Raw genomic sequence first — 16,611 nt, forward strand, 5'->3', positions numbered from 1 at the left:
TACTGCGGGGGCCAGGATTGCGGATAAGCCTGTTCATTGAGGGAAAATCTCGAGCAATCGTGGCGCTATCTTTTCCAGAGGGCGGATCTCCACCGCGGCATCAATCGCCGCGGCAGCCTTCGGCATGCCGTACACCGCACTGCTGTGCTGGTCCTGCGCAATGGTCAAATAGCCCTGCTGACGCATAAGCTTAAGCCCTTGGGCGCCATCGCGCCCCATTCCGGTCAACAAAACGCCGACCGCGTCGCCATTCCAGTAACTGGCGACACTCTCGAAAAACACGTCGATGGAAGGGCGATAAATCTCGTTGACTGGCTCGGCGGTGTAGGCCAGCGTGCCGTTTTTCAATAAACGAATATGGTGATTGGTTCCGGCCAGCAGCACCGCACCGCTTTGCGGCGGCTCGCCTTCGCGGGCCAGGCGCACATCCAGGCCACTGGCACTGGCCAGCCATTCGGCCATGCCGGCGGCGAACACCTGATCGACATGCTGCACCAGCACAATCGCCGCCGAGAAATTGTTTGGCAGGCCTTTGAGCAGCACTTCGAGCGCAGCCGGTCCACCGGCGGACGAACCGATGGCGACCAACCGCTGGCGTGAAGCCGAACTGCGTTGAGCGGGCGGTGCCGGGCGCGATCGCGGCGGTTTCTCGCCGATCAGCCAGCCGATATTGAGGATTTTGCGCAGTAGCGGCGCCGCAGCTTCCTGAGCGTTGCCGGCGCCCAGAGCCGGGGTGTCGACCACGTCCAGGGCGCCGTGGCCCATGGCTTCGAACACCCTGTGCACGTTCTGCTGGCGGTCGACCGTGACGATGACGATCGCGCACGGCGTGTCGGCCATGATCCGGCGCGTGGCTTCAACGCCATCCATGATCGGCATGATCAGGTCCATCAGAATCAGGTCCGGCGTGTATTCGGCGCAGCGTTGCACCGCCTCGGCGCCGTTGCTCGCGACCCAGACCACCTGATGCGAAGGCTCGAAGGCCAGCGCTCGACGCAGGGCCTCCACCGCCATTGGCATGTCGTTGACGATTGCGATCCTCATGCCCGCGCTCCCCCGATGAGCTCGACCACTGCATCGAGCAGGGCGTCGTCATGAAAACTGGCTTTGGCTAGATAATAGTCGGCGCCGGCGTCCAGTCCACGGCGCCGGTCTTCTTCACGATCCTTATAAGACACGACCATCACCGGCAGCGATTGCAGACGGCTGTCGCGGCGCAACAGCGTGACCAGTTCGATGCCGTCCATGCGCGGCATGTCGATGTCAGTGATCAGCAGATCAAAGTTTTCCGAACGCAGCGCGTTCCAGCCGTCCATGCCGTCCACCGCGACCGCGACGTCGTAGCCGCGATTGAGCAGCAGCTTGCGTTGCAGTTCGCGCACGGTCAGCGAGTCGTCGACCACCAGCACCCGCTTGCGTGCAGCCTCCGCGGCCTGGTTGCCATGGCGGGCAATGCGTTCCAGGCGGCCGGTATTGAGCAACTTGTCCACCGAACGCAGCATGTCCTCGACGTCGACGATCAGCACCACCGAACCGTCATCAAGGAGGGCACCGGCGGAGATGTCCTGAACCTTGCCCAGACGCTCGTCCAGCGGCAACACCACCAGCGTGCGCTCGCCGACGAAGCGCTCGACCGCCACGCCATAAATCGCCTCGCGCTCGCGGATGACCACGACTTTCAGGGTATCGCCGGCGTTCTGACTGGCCGGGCGATTAAGCAACTGGCTGGCGGCAACCAGCCCGACATGCCGGCCTTCGTGCCAGAAATGCTGGCGGCCTTCTACTTGCACGATGTCTTCGGGCAGCAGATCGCACATGCGTTCAATGTGCGCCAGCGGAAAGGCATAGGCCTCTTCGCCGACTTCTACCACCAGACTGCGCACCACCGACAGCGTCAGAGGTACTTCCAGATGGAAACGACTGCCCTCGCCCGCCGTCTGCTCCAGCACCACCGCCCCGCGCAACTGGCGGACCATGTGCTGAACGGCATCAAGGCCGACGCCACGCCCGGAGACTTCAGTGACTTTGTCGCGCAGGCTGAATCCCGGCAGAAACAGGAACGTCAGCAGCTCCTCTTCACTCAATTGCGCAGCAGTTTCAGCGGGGGACAACTGCCGTTCGACGATGCTGCGGCGGACTTTTTCCAGATCCACGCCATGGCCGTCATCGCTCAATTCCAGCATCAGCAGACCGGCCTGATGGGAGGCGCGCAGGCGGATCACCCCCTCCTCCGGTTTGCCCTTGAGCACACGCTGCTCCGGGGTTTCGATGCCGTGATCGACGGCGTTGCGCAGCAAATGGGTCAGCGGCGCTTCGAGCTTTTCCAGCACGTCGCGGTCAACCTGGGTTTTCTCGCCCTCGATCTCCAGGCGCACCTGTTTGCCGAGGCTGCGACCCAAGTCGCGCACCATGCGCGCCTGCCCGCTCAACACGTCGGCGAACGGGCGCATGCGGCAGGCCAGCGCGGTGTCGTAGAGCACTTGCGCGCGCTGGCTGGCCTGCCAGGCGAACTCGTCGAGTTCGGCGTTCTTCTCGCTGAGCAATTGCTGCGACTCGGCGAGCAAGCGCCGCGCATCCTCCAGCGACTCGAGCGCTTCCAGGCTCAGCGCATGTTCCTTCAAATGTACGTTGAGGTTTTCCAGGGCGCGCAGGCCGTTGTTCTGCATGCGTTTGAGACGCTGCATGGTCGCCAGATGCGGTTTCAGCCGCTGGGTTTCCACCAGCGATTTGCTCGACAAATCGAGCAGGCTATTCAGGCGTTCAGCGGTGACGCGCAACACGCGCTCGCCGCCTTCGGTGGTGCGCTTGCTTTTGCGCGGTGCCGGCTCGGTGGGCTCGTCAACCATGGGCGCTGACGCTATTGGCGCTGGTTCGATTGGCAACTCAGCCAGCGGCTGCGCGGCAACGACAACGGCTGTCGCAGACGGATCGAGCAAGCGCCCCATCAGCGCCACATAGGCTTCGATGTCTGATGGCTGCGGCGCGCTGGCCGGCGTGGCGATACGCATCAGCAGGTCGGTGCCTTGCAGCAACGCGTCGATGTGCTCGGGACGCAGCAATAAACGACCTTCCTGCGCACTGACCAGACAATCTTCCATGACATGCGCGACGCTGACGCCGCTGTCGATACCGACGATTCGCGCCGCGCCCTTGAGCGAGTGCGCCGCGCGCATGCACGATTCCAGTTGATCGGCCTGGGTCGGATTGCGCTCCAGCGCCAGCAACCCGGCGCTGAGCACCTGGGTCTGGGCCTCAGCTTCGAGGCTGAACAGTTCGAGCAGAGAGGCGTCGCGCATTTGCTCGGGGGTCATGTCAGGCTCCGGGTCACGGCGGACAACAGCTGTTCCTCATCCAGCCAGCGCAGACTGCGACCGCGATATTGCAGAACACCACGGGTGTATTTGGCACTGGCCTGCGCGCCGCATTCCGACGCGGCATCGAGAATGCGTTCGTCGATGGCATGAATACCGTCGACCTCATCCACCGGCACCACCACCGGCCCGCCATGGGCGGCGATAATCAGCATGCGCGGCATCACACGCCCGCCGCTGGCCGGCGCAACGCTGCCGTCGAGGTCAAGCAATTCCACCAGCGACAGGCAGGCAACCAGCGCGCCACGCACATTGGCCACGCCAAGCAAAGCGCGCGAGCGCTGATGCGGCAGCGAATGAATCGCCTGTAGCGGCGCGACTTCGACAAGGCTGCGCGTGGCCAGTCCGAGCCACTCTTCGCCGAGGCGGAACATCAACAGCGAGCGGGTTTTGACGTTGGTTTCGACTTGGGTGGCCACCGCATCGCGTTGGTCCTGCTGCAATGAATAACGGTCGAGCAGGCGCGTGGCGGCGGCGGAATACACCGAGCAGTTGCGGCAATGGATGTGCTCTTCCAGCAACGGGCAAGACTTGTCGCCATGGATGCCGATGCGGTTCCAGCAATCGTCGATGGCCCGGGCGTCTTCGTGGGTAACGTTCAAGGTGTCGGACGCGTTCATCGTTTACGCTCACTGTCGGCGGTGCGCCCGCTGCGGGCGGCGCGCTCCTGCAATCGTCGGGCACCCGCCGTGTCGCCCTGGGCCTGCATCAACGCGGCCAGGTGCATCAGCGCTTCGGGGTGTTGCGGTTCGAGGTACAAAGCCTTGCGATAGAACCCCTGCGCTTCGAGGCTCAGACCGGAGACATCGCTGAGCAGGCCGAGCCAGTAAAATACCTGTGCCACCGGCTCATGGCTGCGCAGATACTGCTCGCACGCGGCACGGGCCTCAGCGCTTTTGCCTTCGTTGGCCAGTGCGGCGATCTGGGCCAGCAACGTTGCGGCGTCCGGGTTGGCGGTTTTTTTCGTCACAGGCAAAGCGGTCACTGCGGTGAACGGCCGGTTGCGCACTGGCGCTGGCGGCGTGCTGCGCAGTGGTTGGCTGTGCGGCACGGCAACCGGCTTGGGCGTCGGCAGCGGTTCGGGGTGCGGCTCGCTGTGACGGCTGAAGGCGAACGACTGTGGAATGCCGATTGAGCGCATGCCCAGGCGCCCGAGCAGGCTGCCCTCGGCCGGGCCGATAAACAGCACGCCGTCGACATGGGTCAGGCGCTTAAGCACTTCGAACACTTGCTTCTGCGTCGGCTGGTCGAAATAGATCAGCAGGTTGCGGCAGAACACGAAATCGAAGGCTGGCTCGTTCGCCAACAGCGTCGGATCGAGGACATTGCCGACCTGCCAGCGCACTTGTTCGCGAACGTATTCGTTGACCCGGTGGCCGTCCTGCTCCGGCATGAAATGCCGCTCGCGAAACTGCAAATCCTGCCCGCGAAACGAGTTTTTGCCGTAAACAGCGCGGCGGGCCTTATCCACCGACAACGGGCTGATGTCCATGCCGTCGACCTTGAACTGATGCGGCTTGAGCCCGGCATCGAGCAAGGCCATGGCGATTGAATAAGGTTCTTCGCCGGTCGAGCACGGCAGGCTGAGGATGCGCAACGCGCGCATGTTGTTCAATTCGGCGAGACGTTGGCGGGCCAGTTTTCCCAAGGTGGCGAAGGACTCCGGGTAACGGAAAAACCAGGTCTCGGGGACGATGACCGCTTCGATCAGCGCCTGCTGTTCATCCCGCGAGCCTTGCAGCAAATACCAATACTCATCGGCGTGCGCCGCTTGCGACAGCGTTGTGCGTTGGCGCACGGCACGCTCGATGATCGCCGCGCCCACCGAAGCGACATCAAGGCCGATGCGCTCCTTGAGGAAATCGAAAAAGCGTTGATCGCTGCTCATGACTGCGCCTCAAGCTGCGCCGGGGCCAGCGGCGGATCGGGGAAGAGCAAGGCGCGCACCGATTCATCAAGCAAGTCACTGACCCGCACCCACTGCACCAGTCCGTGCGCGTCCTCGCGCACCGGACCGAGGTAAGGCGCCTCGCGGTTGTCGAGGCCGTAGGGCTGAAAATCCTCGGGATGACAGCGCAGGGTATCGGTGGCCTGTTCCAGGATCAGCCCCAGCCATTGCGCCGATTGCGTGGTGTTCGGACGATAATGCACCAGCACCAGCCGGGTGCTGGTACGCGCCTCGGCAGGTTGGCCAAAGGTCAGCGCGCTGAGGTCGATCACCGGCACCACCGCGCCGCGATAGGCGAACACGCCTGCCACCCACTGCGGCGCCCGGGCGATCGGTTTCAATGGCAGGCGCGGCAATACTTCCGCCACTTCGGTGGCGCGCAGGGCATAGCGTTCGCTGCCGATGCGAAACAGCAGGAACAACACCTGCTTCGCCACTGGCGCGACGCCGCGTTTGGCGATGATGTCGCTCATCAGACTTTGAATCGCGAGACGCCGCTGCGCAGCCCGACGGCCACCTGGCTCAGTTCATCGATGGCGAAACTGGCCTGACGCAACGATTCGACAGTCTGGCTGCTGGCATCGCCCAACTGCACCAGCGCATGGTTGATCTGCTCGGCGCCGGTGGCCTGTGCCTGCATGCCTTCGTTGACCATCAACACCCGCGGCGCCAGCGCCTGCACCTGATGGATGATCTGCGACAGTTGTTCGCCGACCTGCTGCACCTCGGACATGCCCCTACGCACTTCTTCAGAAAACTTGTCCATGCCCATCACCCCAGCCGATACCGCCGACTGGATTTCGCGGACCATCTGTTCGATGTCGTAAGTGGCGACGGCGGTCTGATCGGCCAGACGCCGCACTTCGGTGGCAACCACGGCAAAACCGCGGCCGTACTCGCCGGCCTTCTCGGCTTCGATCGCCGCATTGAGCGACAGCAAATTGGTCTGGTCGGCGACTTTGACGATCGTCACCACCACCTGATTGATGTTGCCGGCCTTCTCGTTGAGGATTGCCAATTTGGCGTTGACCAGATCCGCCGCGCCCATCACCGAATGCATGGTGTCTTCCATGCGCGCCAGGCCCTGCTGACCGGAGCCGGCGAGCACCGAAGCCTGATCAGCGGCGGTGGACACTTCAGTCATGGTGCGCACCAGATCCCGCGAGGTGGCGGCGATTTCCCGAGACGTTGCGCCGATCTCGGTGGTGGTGGCCGCGGTTTCGGTGGCGGTGGCTTGCTGTTGCTTGGAAGTCGCGGCGATCTCGGTGACCGAGGTTGTCACCTGCACCGACGAGCGCTGCGCCTGGGACACCAGCGACGTCAGCTCGGTCATCATGTCGTTGAAGCCGGTTTCCACCGCGCCGAATTCGTCCTTGCGGTCGAGGTTCAAGCGCGAGCTGAGGTCGCCGGTGCGCATGATGTCGAGGATTGTCACGATACGGTTCATCGGCGCCATGATGGCGCGCATCAGCAGCAGGCCGCACAGACCGGCAACCAGGACGGCGACCAGCAAAGAGACGATCATGCTGACTTTGGCTGCCGCTACGGCATCGTCGATATTGGCCATGGCGTTATCGGCGACAACTTTGTTCTCGCCAATGATGTCGTTGAGCTTCATTCGCCCGCTGTACCACGCCGGGGTCAGTTTTTCGTTAAACAGCTTGATGGCATCGGCTTCCAGATTGCGACGGTGCAAGTCCAGCACAGCGTCCTGAATCTGAATGTAAGTGTCATGGTATTTCTCGAACAGGGCGAACTCGGAACGGTCCTCGTCAGTGGCCATGGTCTTGCGGTAATTGGCCATCTGATCTTGCAGGCGCGCCTCGAAGGCCTTGTAGTCCGCCGCATCCTCGCTGGAAATGCCCTGGCCTTCCTTGAGGCCCAGCAGTTCCTGGGTCTGCAGGTAGCTGTCGACCCACGCGCCACGGATCATCGAGCTGTAATAGACACCGGGAATCGCATCGTCACGCACGCTGTTTTCGCTGGCTTCAATCTTCAACAGCCGCGAATAGGACAGCACCACCATCAGCAACATGATGGCGATAATCACCGCAAAGCTCGCCAAAATGCGTTGGCGCAACGTCCAGTTCTTCACAGTGAATCCTCGTACCTGATCGAAATGCGGGGAGTATAGCCGAGCGCGCTGTTTCATTTATAAGACGCTTTCTAACTGGCGACTCCCACAGGTTTCGCGGATGAAACTCGAATTCGGGGCATACCAAAAATCCCCTGTAGGAGTGAGCCTGCTCGCGATAGCCTTTTATCAGCCGCCAACGATTTGCCTGCACGGACGCCTTCGCGAGCAGGCTCACTCCCACAGGTTTTGCGGTGGACCCGGGCTTTCGGGCAACCCACACACCCCCTGTGGGAGCGAGCCTGCTCGCGAAGCAAACACCTCGGTCCCGGCCAATGCCCAACTGCGCAAGAAGTTGCGCAGTAGGTCGTAATATTTCGGGTGTCAATTGCGCTGTAGCCCTTATGGGGCAAGGCCTGTAGCCAAGTGCGCAAGAAGTTGCGCAGTACTGCGCAACTTCTTGCGCACTTTCTCTTGATTATCACGCCGAAAAACCCGCCATTTGGTAGCTCACTGCCCTCAAGCCCCCACCCGCCGGGCACTTCACCAAACCTGGCACGCGTCTTGATACCCCTCAGCCACCCACCGGGCGATTTCGCCTCCGGGCCCTTAACTTTATTCCGCAAGGAGAGCACCCCATGGCAACACCAGCGTACATGTCGGTTACCGGCGAAAAACAAGGCCTGATCACTGCCGGCGCCTTCACCGCCGACTCCGTTGGCAACACCTACCAGGAAGGTCACGAAGACCAGGTCATGGTTCAGGCGTTCACCCACGACGTGATCATCCCGCGTGACCCGCAATCCGGTCAGCCAACCGGTCAGCGCGTACACAAGCCAGTCGTGATCACCAAGGTCTACGACAAGGCTTCGCCACTGCTGCAAGCCGCACTGACTTCCGGCGAGCGCATGAGCGAGATCGTTATCCAGTGGTACCGCACTTCGGCGCAAGGCACCCAAGAGCACTACTACACCACCAAACTGGAAGACGCGATCATCGTCGCCATCAACAACAAAATGCACAACTGCCAGGATCCAGGCAACGCGCACTTCACCCACCTGGAAGAAGTGCAGTTCACCTACCGCAAAATCACCTGGACCCACGAAGTATCCGGTACTTCGGGTTCCGATGACTGGCGTGCTCCAGTCGTTTAATTACGGCTGACCGTTACACGCATCGGCCAGCTCTGCTGGTCGATGTTGTTTACGCCCCTCCAGAATTTCGCGTACGTTGAGCCGCTTTTTTTGCGGCCGTCGACGAGCGCCGCTGTACAGCACGAGGAACAAGGGATGTTCGCGCCGGCCAATGAAACCCACTTTGCCCTGACCATCGAAGGGCTTTCTGCCGACTTTCAGGTGTTTACCCTGCAAGGCCGGGAAGCCATCAGCCAGCCTTTTGTGTTTGAGGTGGAGCTGGTCAGTGAGCAGCCGTCGCTGGACCTCGAAACCCTGCTGCACAAACCGGCCTTTCTGCAGCTGTCGCCCGACGGCAGCGGCATTCATGGCCAGATTTACCGCGCCGCGCAAGGCGATTCGGGCAAGCGCCTGACCCGTTATTCGGTGACGCTGCGCCCGCAACTGTCGTACCTCGCGCACCGTATCAACCAGCGCATCTTCCAGAACCTCACGGTACCGAAAATCATCGGCATGGTCCTCGAAGAGCACGGCATTCAAAGCAATGCCTACGAATTCAAGACCGGCTCGATCTACCCCGAGCGCCTCTACTGCGTGCAATACGACGAGTCGGACCTGCATTTCATCCAGCGCCTGTGCGAAGAAGAAGGCATTCACTACCACTTCCAGCACACCACAACTGGCCACAAACTGCTGTTCGGCGATGACCAGACGGTGTTCCCGAAACTCGCGCCCGTGGCCTATCAGCAAGACTCCGGCATGGTCGCCAACAACCCGGTGATCAAGCGCTTCGACCTGCGCCTGGAAACCCGCACCAGCCGCACCACCCGCCGCGACTACGATTTCGAAAAACCGCGCCTGACCCTGGAAAGCGAAAACCGTGGCGACGCCCTGCCCGACCTCGAAGACTACGACTACCCGGGCCGCTTCATCGACCGCGAGCGCGGCAAACACCTGGCCAAACGCGCCCTCGAACGCCACCGCAGCGACTTCCAGCTCGCCGAAGGCAAGAGCGATCAGCCATTACTGGTCAGCGGCCACTTCCTCGCCCTGACCGAGCACCCAAAGGCCAAATGGAACGACCTCTGGCTGCTCACCGAAGTGCTACACGAAGGCAAGCAACCGCAGGTGCTTGAAGAGTCCGTCACCAGCGACACCACCGCGCTGAAAGACGATTTCCACCAGGGCTACCGCAACCGCTTTCAGGCCACGCCATGGGACGTGCCGAACCGCCCGCCGCTGCGCCACCCGAAACCGCGCATCCTCGGTAGCCAGAGCGCCGTGGTCACCGGCCCGAAAGGCGAAGAAATCCACTGCGACGAATATGGCCGCGTCAAAGTCCAGTTCCACTGGGACCGTGAAGGTCAGGCCGACGACAAAACCAGTTGCTGGCTGCGCGTCTCCAGCGCCTGGGCCGGCGCCCAATACGGCGGCATCGCCATCCCGCGCATCGGCATGGAAGTGCTGGTCACCTTCCTCGAAGGCGACCCCGATCAGCCCTTGATCAGCGGCTGCCTGTACCACAAGGAAAACACCGTCCCGTACGCACTGCCGGCGAACAAAACCCGCAGCACCTTCAAGACCCTGAGTTCCATGGGCGGTGGTGGCTACAACGAACTGCGCATCGAAGACAAAAAAGGTCAGGAACAGATCTACCTGCACGCCCAGCGCGACTGGGACGAAAACATCGAGCACGACCAGAAAATCCGCGTCGGCAACGAACGCCACGACACCGTGGAAAAGAACAGCTACACGGAATTCAAAGCCGAAGAACACCACACCGTCTACGCCGACCGCAAAGTCGAAACCCGCGCCAACGACCACCTCACCGTGGGCGTCAACCAGCACATCAAGATCGGCACCGGCCAGTTCATCGACGCCGGCCAGGAAATCCACCTCAGCAGCGGCATGAAAGTGGTGATGGAAGCCGGGGCGGAACTGACGCTGGTGGGCGGCGGCAGCTTTATCAAGATCGATGCCGGCGGCGTGACGATGAGCGGGCCGGTGATCAACATGAACTCCGGCGGTAGCCCTGGCAGCGGCACCGGTGCGGCGCCGTTGATGCCGGGCGTGTTGAAACAGGCTGATGCGGACAAGGCTGGCCAAGTCCTGACCCCGGCGCAGATCAACACCCTCAAACGCAACGCGCCGTTCTGCGAAGAATGCGAAAAATGCAAGGCAGGTGCCTGTGCCATCTGAACGAATCACCCCCAAGGACTGGCTGGCACAACAGCCGCTGCAAAGTGGCGAGCGTTTGTATCTGGTCATCAGCGCGGCGAGTGATAGCGACGCCTTGAAAAACCTGTACCTCACCGAACCCACCGCCCAGCTCATCCCGATCTGGGGCGGCACGCCCTACGCCACCTGGCAACCGGTGATGCCTTACGTCGCAGAACTCAAAGCCAACTCTGCCTTCCTGCCCTGGATCGCCGAAACCGACGCCCTCGACTGGGGCTGGCTGGCCGTGTCGCGCTCAGAGCCGAACGAAGTGTTCGAACATCTGCGCAGCCTGACCCAGGTGAAAATGCCGGATGGGACCGAGGTGTTTTTTCGGTTTTGGGATGGACGGCATGTCTATCCGATTCTGCAGGGTTTGGGGGAAAAGGCTGGGGAATTGTTGCCGGTGTTTGAGCGGTATTTGATTAACGGATGCTCGCTGGAAGTGGGCACGCGGGTGGTGCCGAAGGTCAGGGACTGGCCGTGGTGGGAGGTGCCGAAGGGGTTGTTGGAGAGGTTGAGCAAGGACAATCCGGCAACGCTGGTCAGCAACCTGATGCAGTGGCTGGAAGAAGACCGCCCGGACCTCTACAACGCGTGGCCCGAGAACAATCTGAAGCTGAAAATCACCCGCTTCGTGCGCCGCCCGGATGCGCCGCAAAATCTTAAAGAAGCACTGATAAACCACCTGATTCTGGAGCAAGGCTGATGGATCGCGTTGCCTTTGTTGACACACAACTCGCTGCCTTCCCTGATAGTTTGAAAGACTATCGCAAAATGACCGAAAGCAAATATGCCGAATGGCTAGACGCAGGACCTCAATTCTTCGATAAACCAGCTTTTTTTGGTTTGAGCAGAACCATAAAGCTTGGAAGCGCGAATGCTACCGTCAGCGTGAAAGATAATGAATTTGAGTCCACGGTCGCACAGTGTCCTAAAGACGGAAGACTGTTAATTGAAAGTAAATTTATTTCCGTAAATGACATTCCCGTAGGCAACATAACGGTAGAAGTCACTCCAAAGGAAGGTGGATCGTCAACCTCAATCACGCTCGATGCTGAAGGCAAAGGCGTTTACAAGGGTATACCGGGGAAGAAATACTACGTCCGCGTACAAAGTTCAGTCACGAAAAATCAGCTGAACGAATTATTTAGCTCTTATGAAGGTCTAAGTGGGCACCTGAACAGCTGGCTGAATTCCGAATGGAATAAATACAGACCATTATGGCCAGAGGAAACGTTTGCTTCCTCTTACATTGCCCAGCAGAAGGGAATGATCATCGGAAGCTGGGAGGCAATAAAGTCAGCGTTTGACGGAATCAAACGTATATTCGAGATATTAAAAGATCCCAAAAATTTCGCGGAAGAATTAGGAGACAGTGCGAAAGATCTGCTCAAACTGGCCAAAGACACACCAGCTGCAATGGAAAAACTGATGTTGTTAGCGAGCGACCAAGCCGCCCTATTCCTTGTCCTCAAGGCGTCGGGAATCTGGTTAGCACAGCTTCCTCCGAGCTTGATTTCCGGAAAAACAGCAGAGCAGCTGTCCGGCGCTATAGTAACTGTCCTGATCGATATACTCTTGGCAATAGTTTTAACTTTCGCAGCGGAGGGCTCAGGGATTGCATATCTGGGTGTTCGTCTTATCAATTACGGCAGCAAAGTCATCGACGCTGTTTCTGGTTTTGTAAGATCAATATTCAGCATCCTCAAAAAATTTATGGAAGCAATCGAGGGTTACAAAAAACTTGCTACGAGAGCTGCTGCTGGAACGTTCGCCAAAGGCAAGGTGAGACTTGGTTGGGATCGACAAGACCATGCGAAGGTAGCGAGTACTGAACACGTTGACGACAAATCAAAACAATCGACGAACCATGACGACAAAACTGTCGCATGCACCAAGGAGACTTGTGTAAACGGATGCCCGGTATCAATGGTTACCGGAGAAGAGCTACTGACTCTTACTGACGGGCAGTTAACCGGAATTCTTCCATTCGAATGGACCCGTCTATACCGTACAAGCTCAGTAGAGGTGGATTGTGGGCTCGGCTACGGATGGAGTCATGCTTTGGCGCAAAGACTCCAGGTTAATCATGATGGGATTGTCTGGACTGATCATGAAAACCGCATTACTCACTTTCCGCTTCCTGGCAGTCAACGGCCAGCTATTACCAACAGCCTAGCTAAAGCCGCCATTTTTTTAGGTGATGATCCCTCTGAACTCATTCTCACCCAAGCTGGCGAGCGCCCGCTGTTCTATCACTTTAAATACGACAATAAGGGCGCAACCCTTATCGCAATAACTGACCGATATAACAATCGACTGCATATTGGTAGAGATATTCACGGAAGAATCAAACGGGTAGATAACGGAGCAGGACGAGGCCTGCTATTAAGATATGACCGACAACATATCGTGTCTGTGGACATTCAACAATTCACTCCTGCAGACAATCTGGAAGACGCTTGGATTACCATTCAAACCCTTGCTACCTACAAGTACGACGAGCGCAATCGGCTTATAGAAGCTAAAAATGCCGCAGGTGAGAGTGAGCTTTATAGCTATGACCATCTGAATGTGATTCAGAAGCGACAACTTGCAGGTGGGGCAAGCTTCTTTTGGGAATGGGAGAAAGAAGGTAAATCCTCTCGATGCGTTCATCACTGGGCAAATTTTACTCAGATAGATGCCCGCTATTCTTGGGATGACAACGGAAGCGTTATCGTCACTAATGTTGACGGAAGTGAGGAGACCTACACTCATGATGATCAGGCAAGACTCATAAGTAAAATCGAGCCAGATGGTGCTGAATACATCAACATTTATGACGACAAAGGTCGATTAATCTCCGAAAAAAACCCATTGGGTGCAGTCACCGAATACCAATACAATGACGCGGGTCGAATGGAAGCGCTCATTCCTCCTGAGGATACACCCACTCTCTTCGATTACTCCTTTGGTTTTCTGTCTGAGGTTCGTCGCGGCGATTCGATCTGGAAATATACTCGAAATAAACAAGGGGATATCACTCAACAAATTGATCCTCATGGGAACTCCACACATTACTCCTACGACAGCCATGGTCGCCTGCTGGAAATTCGGCAGTCAGATGGCAGCCGCCATAAATTAATTTGGAACAACCTCGGCGAATTGTTAGAGGAGCAACTGCCAGACGGTGGCAAACGAAAGTACCGCTACGATGCACTTGGGCGGCAAACCATTCGTCAGGATGAAACTGGCGCGATCACACAATATCAATGGGACGCGGTCGGTCGCCTGGTTCAGGTCACTTTGCCCGGCGGCGCCACCCGCGCTTTTACCTACAACCCGTATGGCCGTGTAACCGCCGAACGCGACGAACTCGGCCGTATCACCCGCTACGAATATGCCGACAACCTGCACCTCGTCAGCCGCCGTATCAACCCCGACGGCAGCCAACTACGTTACCGCTACGACAACTCGCGCCTCTTGCTCACTGAAATCGAAAACGAACGCGGTGAGCATTACCACCTCGATTACTACGCCAACGGCCTGATCCAACAAGAAACCGGCTTCGACGGTCGTCGCACCGCGTACGAGTACGACCTCAACGGCCAACTGCTGAAAAAAACCGAATTTGGCGATGACAGTAGCGAACTGGTTACCGAATACCAGCGCGATGCCGCCAGCCGTTTGCTAGTAAAAACGCTGCCCGATGGGGAAAAAATTCACTACAGCTACGACGCACTCGGTCGCTTGGTCAACGTCGACGACGGTCACTGGCCGCTCGCCTATAAATACGATCTACAAGACCGACTCATCGAGGAACACCAAGGTTGGGGCACCCTGCGCTACGAATACGATAGCGTTGGCCAGCTCAAGCACTGTCGCCTCCCTGACGGCAGCAAACTCGATTACCGGCACCAGCCTGGCGGTCAACTGAGCAGCATCGACCTTAACGGCTCCCGCCTGACCTCTCACCAGTTCAGCGCCGGGCGTGAGCAGCAACGCCAGCAAGGTCTGCTGCTCAGCCAATACCAATATGATGAACAGGGCCGTCTGCAGGCCCACAGTATCAGCCAACGAGACAAACACTTTTTCCAGCGCCGCTACAACTACGATGCCAACGGCAACCTCGCCGGCATCAACGACAGCCGCAAAGGCAACCGCAGCTACCACTACGATCCGCTTGATCGTTTGATCAGCGTGCGTGGCGCCATGCCCGAAAGCTTCGCCCACGACCCGGCCGGCAACCTGCTTGGCCAGAACAACGAAGGCACCGCCAACCTCGCCAACGTCAAAGGCAACCGCCTGCTGATGCAAGGCGACCGCCACTACGACTACGACGCCTACGGCAACCTGGTCCGCGAACGTCGCGGCACCGGCCAGAAGCTCGTCACCGAATACCGCTACGACTGCCAGCACCGCTTGATCGGGGTCAGCCTGCCCGGCGGCAGCACCGCAACCTACAAATACGACGCCTTCGGCCGCCGCATCGAGAAAACCGTAGACGGTCAGACGACTGAGTTTCTGTGGCAAGGCGAAAGACTGATCGCAGAAAGCGGCGAAAACCGCTACCGCAGCTATGTCTACGAGCCGGGCACCTTCCGTCCGTTGGCGATGCTAGACGGCGAAGGCCCGCTAAAAGCGGCCCCGTTCTACTACCAACTTGACCACCTCGGCACGCCTCAGGAACTGACCGACTACAGCGGCGAGATCATGTGGTCGGCGAAGTACCGCGCCTACGGCAACCTCGCAGCGCTGGATGTCAGCGAAATCGATAACCCGTTGCGCTTTCAAGGTCAGTATTTCGACGCCGAAACGGGGTTACATTACAACCGCCACCGCTATTACAATCCGGGAACTGGACGGTTCTTGACGCCGGATCCGATCAAGCTTTCGGGCGGGTTGAACAGCTACCAGTACGTGCCTAACCCTACGGGGTGGGTGGACCCACTAGGGTTGAATACTTGTCCTGGAGGCGAAAATTGTACGCCTGGCATCGGTGCTGATGATTCCGCTACAAAACCAAAAGTAGATGAAGGCGACCAAAAAGCGCCCGAAACAGGGGGAGCTGCCCGAGCGGCTCTATATTCTGCGAATTGGCCTAAAGCAAATTTAAACAGTGCCGTTGAAAAATTCGCTGGAGGCAATCCAATCGTTAGCACCACGGACAAAGGCAAAAGAATATACAAAAACCCTCAGAACGGGTTAGAAGTGGTTGAAGACATGAACGGAAACTATTTCAGAATTTATGACCCCTCCTTACCCGGAAAGCGCAAATATTTAAACCTGGAAGGAATTGTTCCCAGTAACAAAACCCTTCCAAACGGAAAACAAGCAGGAAGAACACAAAGCGAATACAACGAAGTTACGCACTTCAACAAGGAACCATAACATGAAAACAATTTCAGTACCCTTATCTATAGATGCAATGCATCGTTTGGATTTGGATGAATGTTTACCTGGCGACTTAGAAGAACTATTACTCTCAAAGGAAGAATTCTTAGATCTTTCAAAAACTGGAGCAATTGAGGAAATCAATTCAACACTGAGCAAACTTATCGATGAATATGAAGACGAAAGAATACAAGGACAGACCGATCTAGAATCAGCTCTCCAGATATTTCAAAAAATATTCATTACAACCAATTCTGACACACTAAGGAAAATCATACACCTCAACGAAATGGCGATAAAATACAATACAGGAATGTTTTTTTTCTTCTAAGTCTCATACTTGACGGCGAAATCCCGTTAAAGCTTCGCCGCTCTACTACTAGTTCTGCCACTGGTATGCAGCAGGAACTGACCGACTACAGCGGCGAAATCATGTGGCCAGCGGAGTACCGCGTTACGGCAATCTCGCGGTGCAGGATGCCAGCAAAA

General features: G+C 58.1%; 11 protein-coding genes. 5 read left to right on the forward strand and 6 right to left on the reverse strand.

Annotation, left to right across the window (positions count from 1 at the left end):
* Positions 1-33: 33 nt before the first annotated feature.
* Genes HU765_RS14100 through HU765_RS14125 form a run of 6 tightly spaced genes read right to left on the reverse strand, consistent with a single transcriptional unit; the run spans position 34 to position 7,414 of the window.
* The gene (locus HU765_RS14100) at positions 34-1,044 is read right to left on the reverse strand and encodes a chemotaxis response regulator protein-glutamate methylesterase (RefSeq protein WP_186621224.1); all 1,011 of its coding nucleotides are present in this window, start codon (positions 1,042-1,044) and stop codon (positions 34-36) included.
* Positions 1,041-3,311: a hybrid sensor histidine kinase/response regulator gene (locus HU765_RS14105; RefSeq protein ID WP_186621226.1), complete on the reverse strand. Its 2,271-nt coding sequence runs from the start codon at positions 3,309-3,311 to the stop codon at positions 1,041-1,043. Before HU765_RS14105 ends, HU765_RS14100 begins: the two co-directional genes overlap by 4 nt.
* Complete coding sequence (locus HU765_RS14110) at positions 3,308-3,991, reverse strand: chemotaxis protein CheW (RefSeq protein WP_186621228.1); 684 nt, start codon at positions 3,989-3,991, stop codon at positions 3,308-3,310. The genes HU765_RS14105 and HU765_RS14110 overlap by 4 nt, the downstream gene beginning before the upstream one ends.
* On the reverse strand, positions 3,988-5,259 hold the full coding sequence (locus HU765_RS14115; RefSeq protein WP_186621230.1) for a CheR family methyltransferase: 1,272 nt from the start codon (positions 5,257-5,259) through the stop codon (positions 3,988-3,990). The genes HU765_RS14110 and HU765_RS14115 overlap by 4 nt, the downstream gene beginning before the upstream one ends.
* Entirely contained in the window at positions 5,256-5,792 is a 537-nt protein-coding gene (locus HU765_RS14120) for a chemotaxis protein CheW (RefSeq protein WP_186621232.1), read from the reverse strand. The genes HU765_RS14115 and HU765_RS14120 overlap by 4 nt, the downstream gene beginning before the upstream one ends.
* Positions 5,792-7,414 carry a methyl-accepting chemotaxis protein gene (locus HU765_RS14125; RefSeq protein ID WP_186621234.1) on the reverse strand — a complete coding sequence of 541 codons (1,623 nt, stop codon included), beginning with the start codon at positions 7,412-7,414 and terminating at the stop codon, positions 5,792-5,794. Before HU765_RS14125 ends, HU765_RS14120 begins: the two co-directional genes overlap by 1 nt.
* Positions 7,415-8,031: 617 nt before the next feature.
* Here HU765_RS14125 and HU765_RS14130 point away from each other — a divergent pair.
* From HU765_RS14130 to HU765_RS14150, 5 genes are all read left to right on the forward strand, one after another.
* Positions 8,032-8,547: an Hcp family type VI secretion system effector gene (locus HU765_RS14130; protein ID WP_007949952.1), complete on the forward strand. Its 516-nt coding sequence runs from the start codon at positions 8,032-8,034 to the stop codon at positions 8,545-8,547.
* Between the two features lie 135 nt (positions 8,548-8,682).
* Entirely contained in the window at positions 8,683-10,725 is a 2,043-nt protein-coding gene (gene tssI, locus HU765_RS14135) for a type VI secretion system tip protein TssI/VgrG (protein ID WP_186621236.1), read from the forward strand.
* Entirely contained in the window at positions 10,715-11,452 is a 738-nt protein-coding gene (locus HU765_RS14140; RefSeq protein WP_186621238.1) for a DUF4123 domain-containing protein, read from the forward strand. Before tssI ends, HU765_RS14140 begins: the two co-directional genes overlap by 11 nt.
* Entirely contained in the window at positions 11,452-16,119 is a 4,668-nt protein-coding gene (locus HU765_RS14145) for an RHS repeat-associated core domain-containing protein (RefSeq protein ID WP_186621240.1), read from the forward strand. The genes HU765_RS14140 and HU765_RS14145 overlap by 1 nt, the downstream gene beginning before the upstream one ends.
* Before the next feature lies 1 nt (position 16,120).
* Positions 16,121-16,453 (forward strand): hypothetical protein, encoded by a 333-nt coding sequence (locus HU765_RS14150; protein ID WP_186621242.1) that lies wholly within the window; start codon positions 16,121-16,123, stop codon positions 16,451-16,453.
* Positions 16,454-16,611: the final 158 nt, after the last annotated feature.

Source organism: Pseudomonas sp. SWRI81 (assembly GCF_014268545.1).
Lineage (GTDB): Bacteria > Pseudomonadota > Gammaproteobacteria > Pseudomonadales > Pseudomonadaceae > Aquipseudomonas > Aquipseudomonas hamedanensis.

Bases quoted from the DNA above. Each gene is read 5' to 3' on its own strand.
- HU765_RS14100 (WP_186621224.1), bottom strand. From the start codon at position 1,044: ATGAGGATCGCAATCGTCAACGACATGCCAATGGCGGTGGAGGCCCTG.
- HU765_RS14150 (WP_186621242.1), top strand. From the start codon at position 16,121: ATGAAAACAATTTCAGTACCCTTATCTATAGATGCAATGCATCGTTTG.
- HU765_RS14130 (WP_007949952.1), top strand. From the start codon at position 8,032: ATGGCAACACCAGCGTACATGTCGGTTACCGGCGAAAAACAAGGCCTG.
- HU765_RS14110 (WP_186621228.1), bottom strand. From the start codon at position 3,991: ATGAACGCGTCCGACACCTTGAACGTTACCCACGAAGACGCCCGGGCC.
- HU765_RS14120 (WP_186621232.1), bottom strand. From the start codon at position 5,792: ATGAGCGACATCATCGCCAAACGCGGCGTCGCGCCAGTGGCGAAGCAG.
- HU765_RS14115 (WP_186621230.1), bottom strand. From the start codon at position 5,259: ATGAGCAGCGATCAACGCTTTTTCGATTTCCTCAAGGAGCGCATCGGC.
- HU765_RS14105 (WP_186621226.1), bottom strand. From the start codon at position 3,311: ATGACCCCCGAGCAAATGCGCGACGCCTCTCTGCTCGAACTGTTCAGC.
- tssI (WP_186621236.1), top strand. From the start codon at position 8,683: ATGTTCGCGCCGGCCAATGAAACCCACTTTGCCCTGACCATCGAAGGG.
- HU765_RS14145 (WP_186621240.1), top strand. From the start codon at position 11,452: ATGGATCGCGTTGCCTTTGTTGACACACAACTCGCTGCCTTCCCTGAT.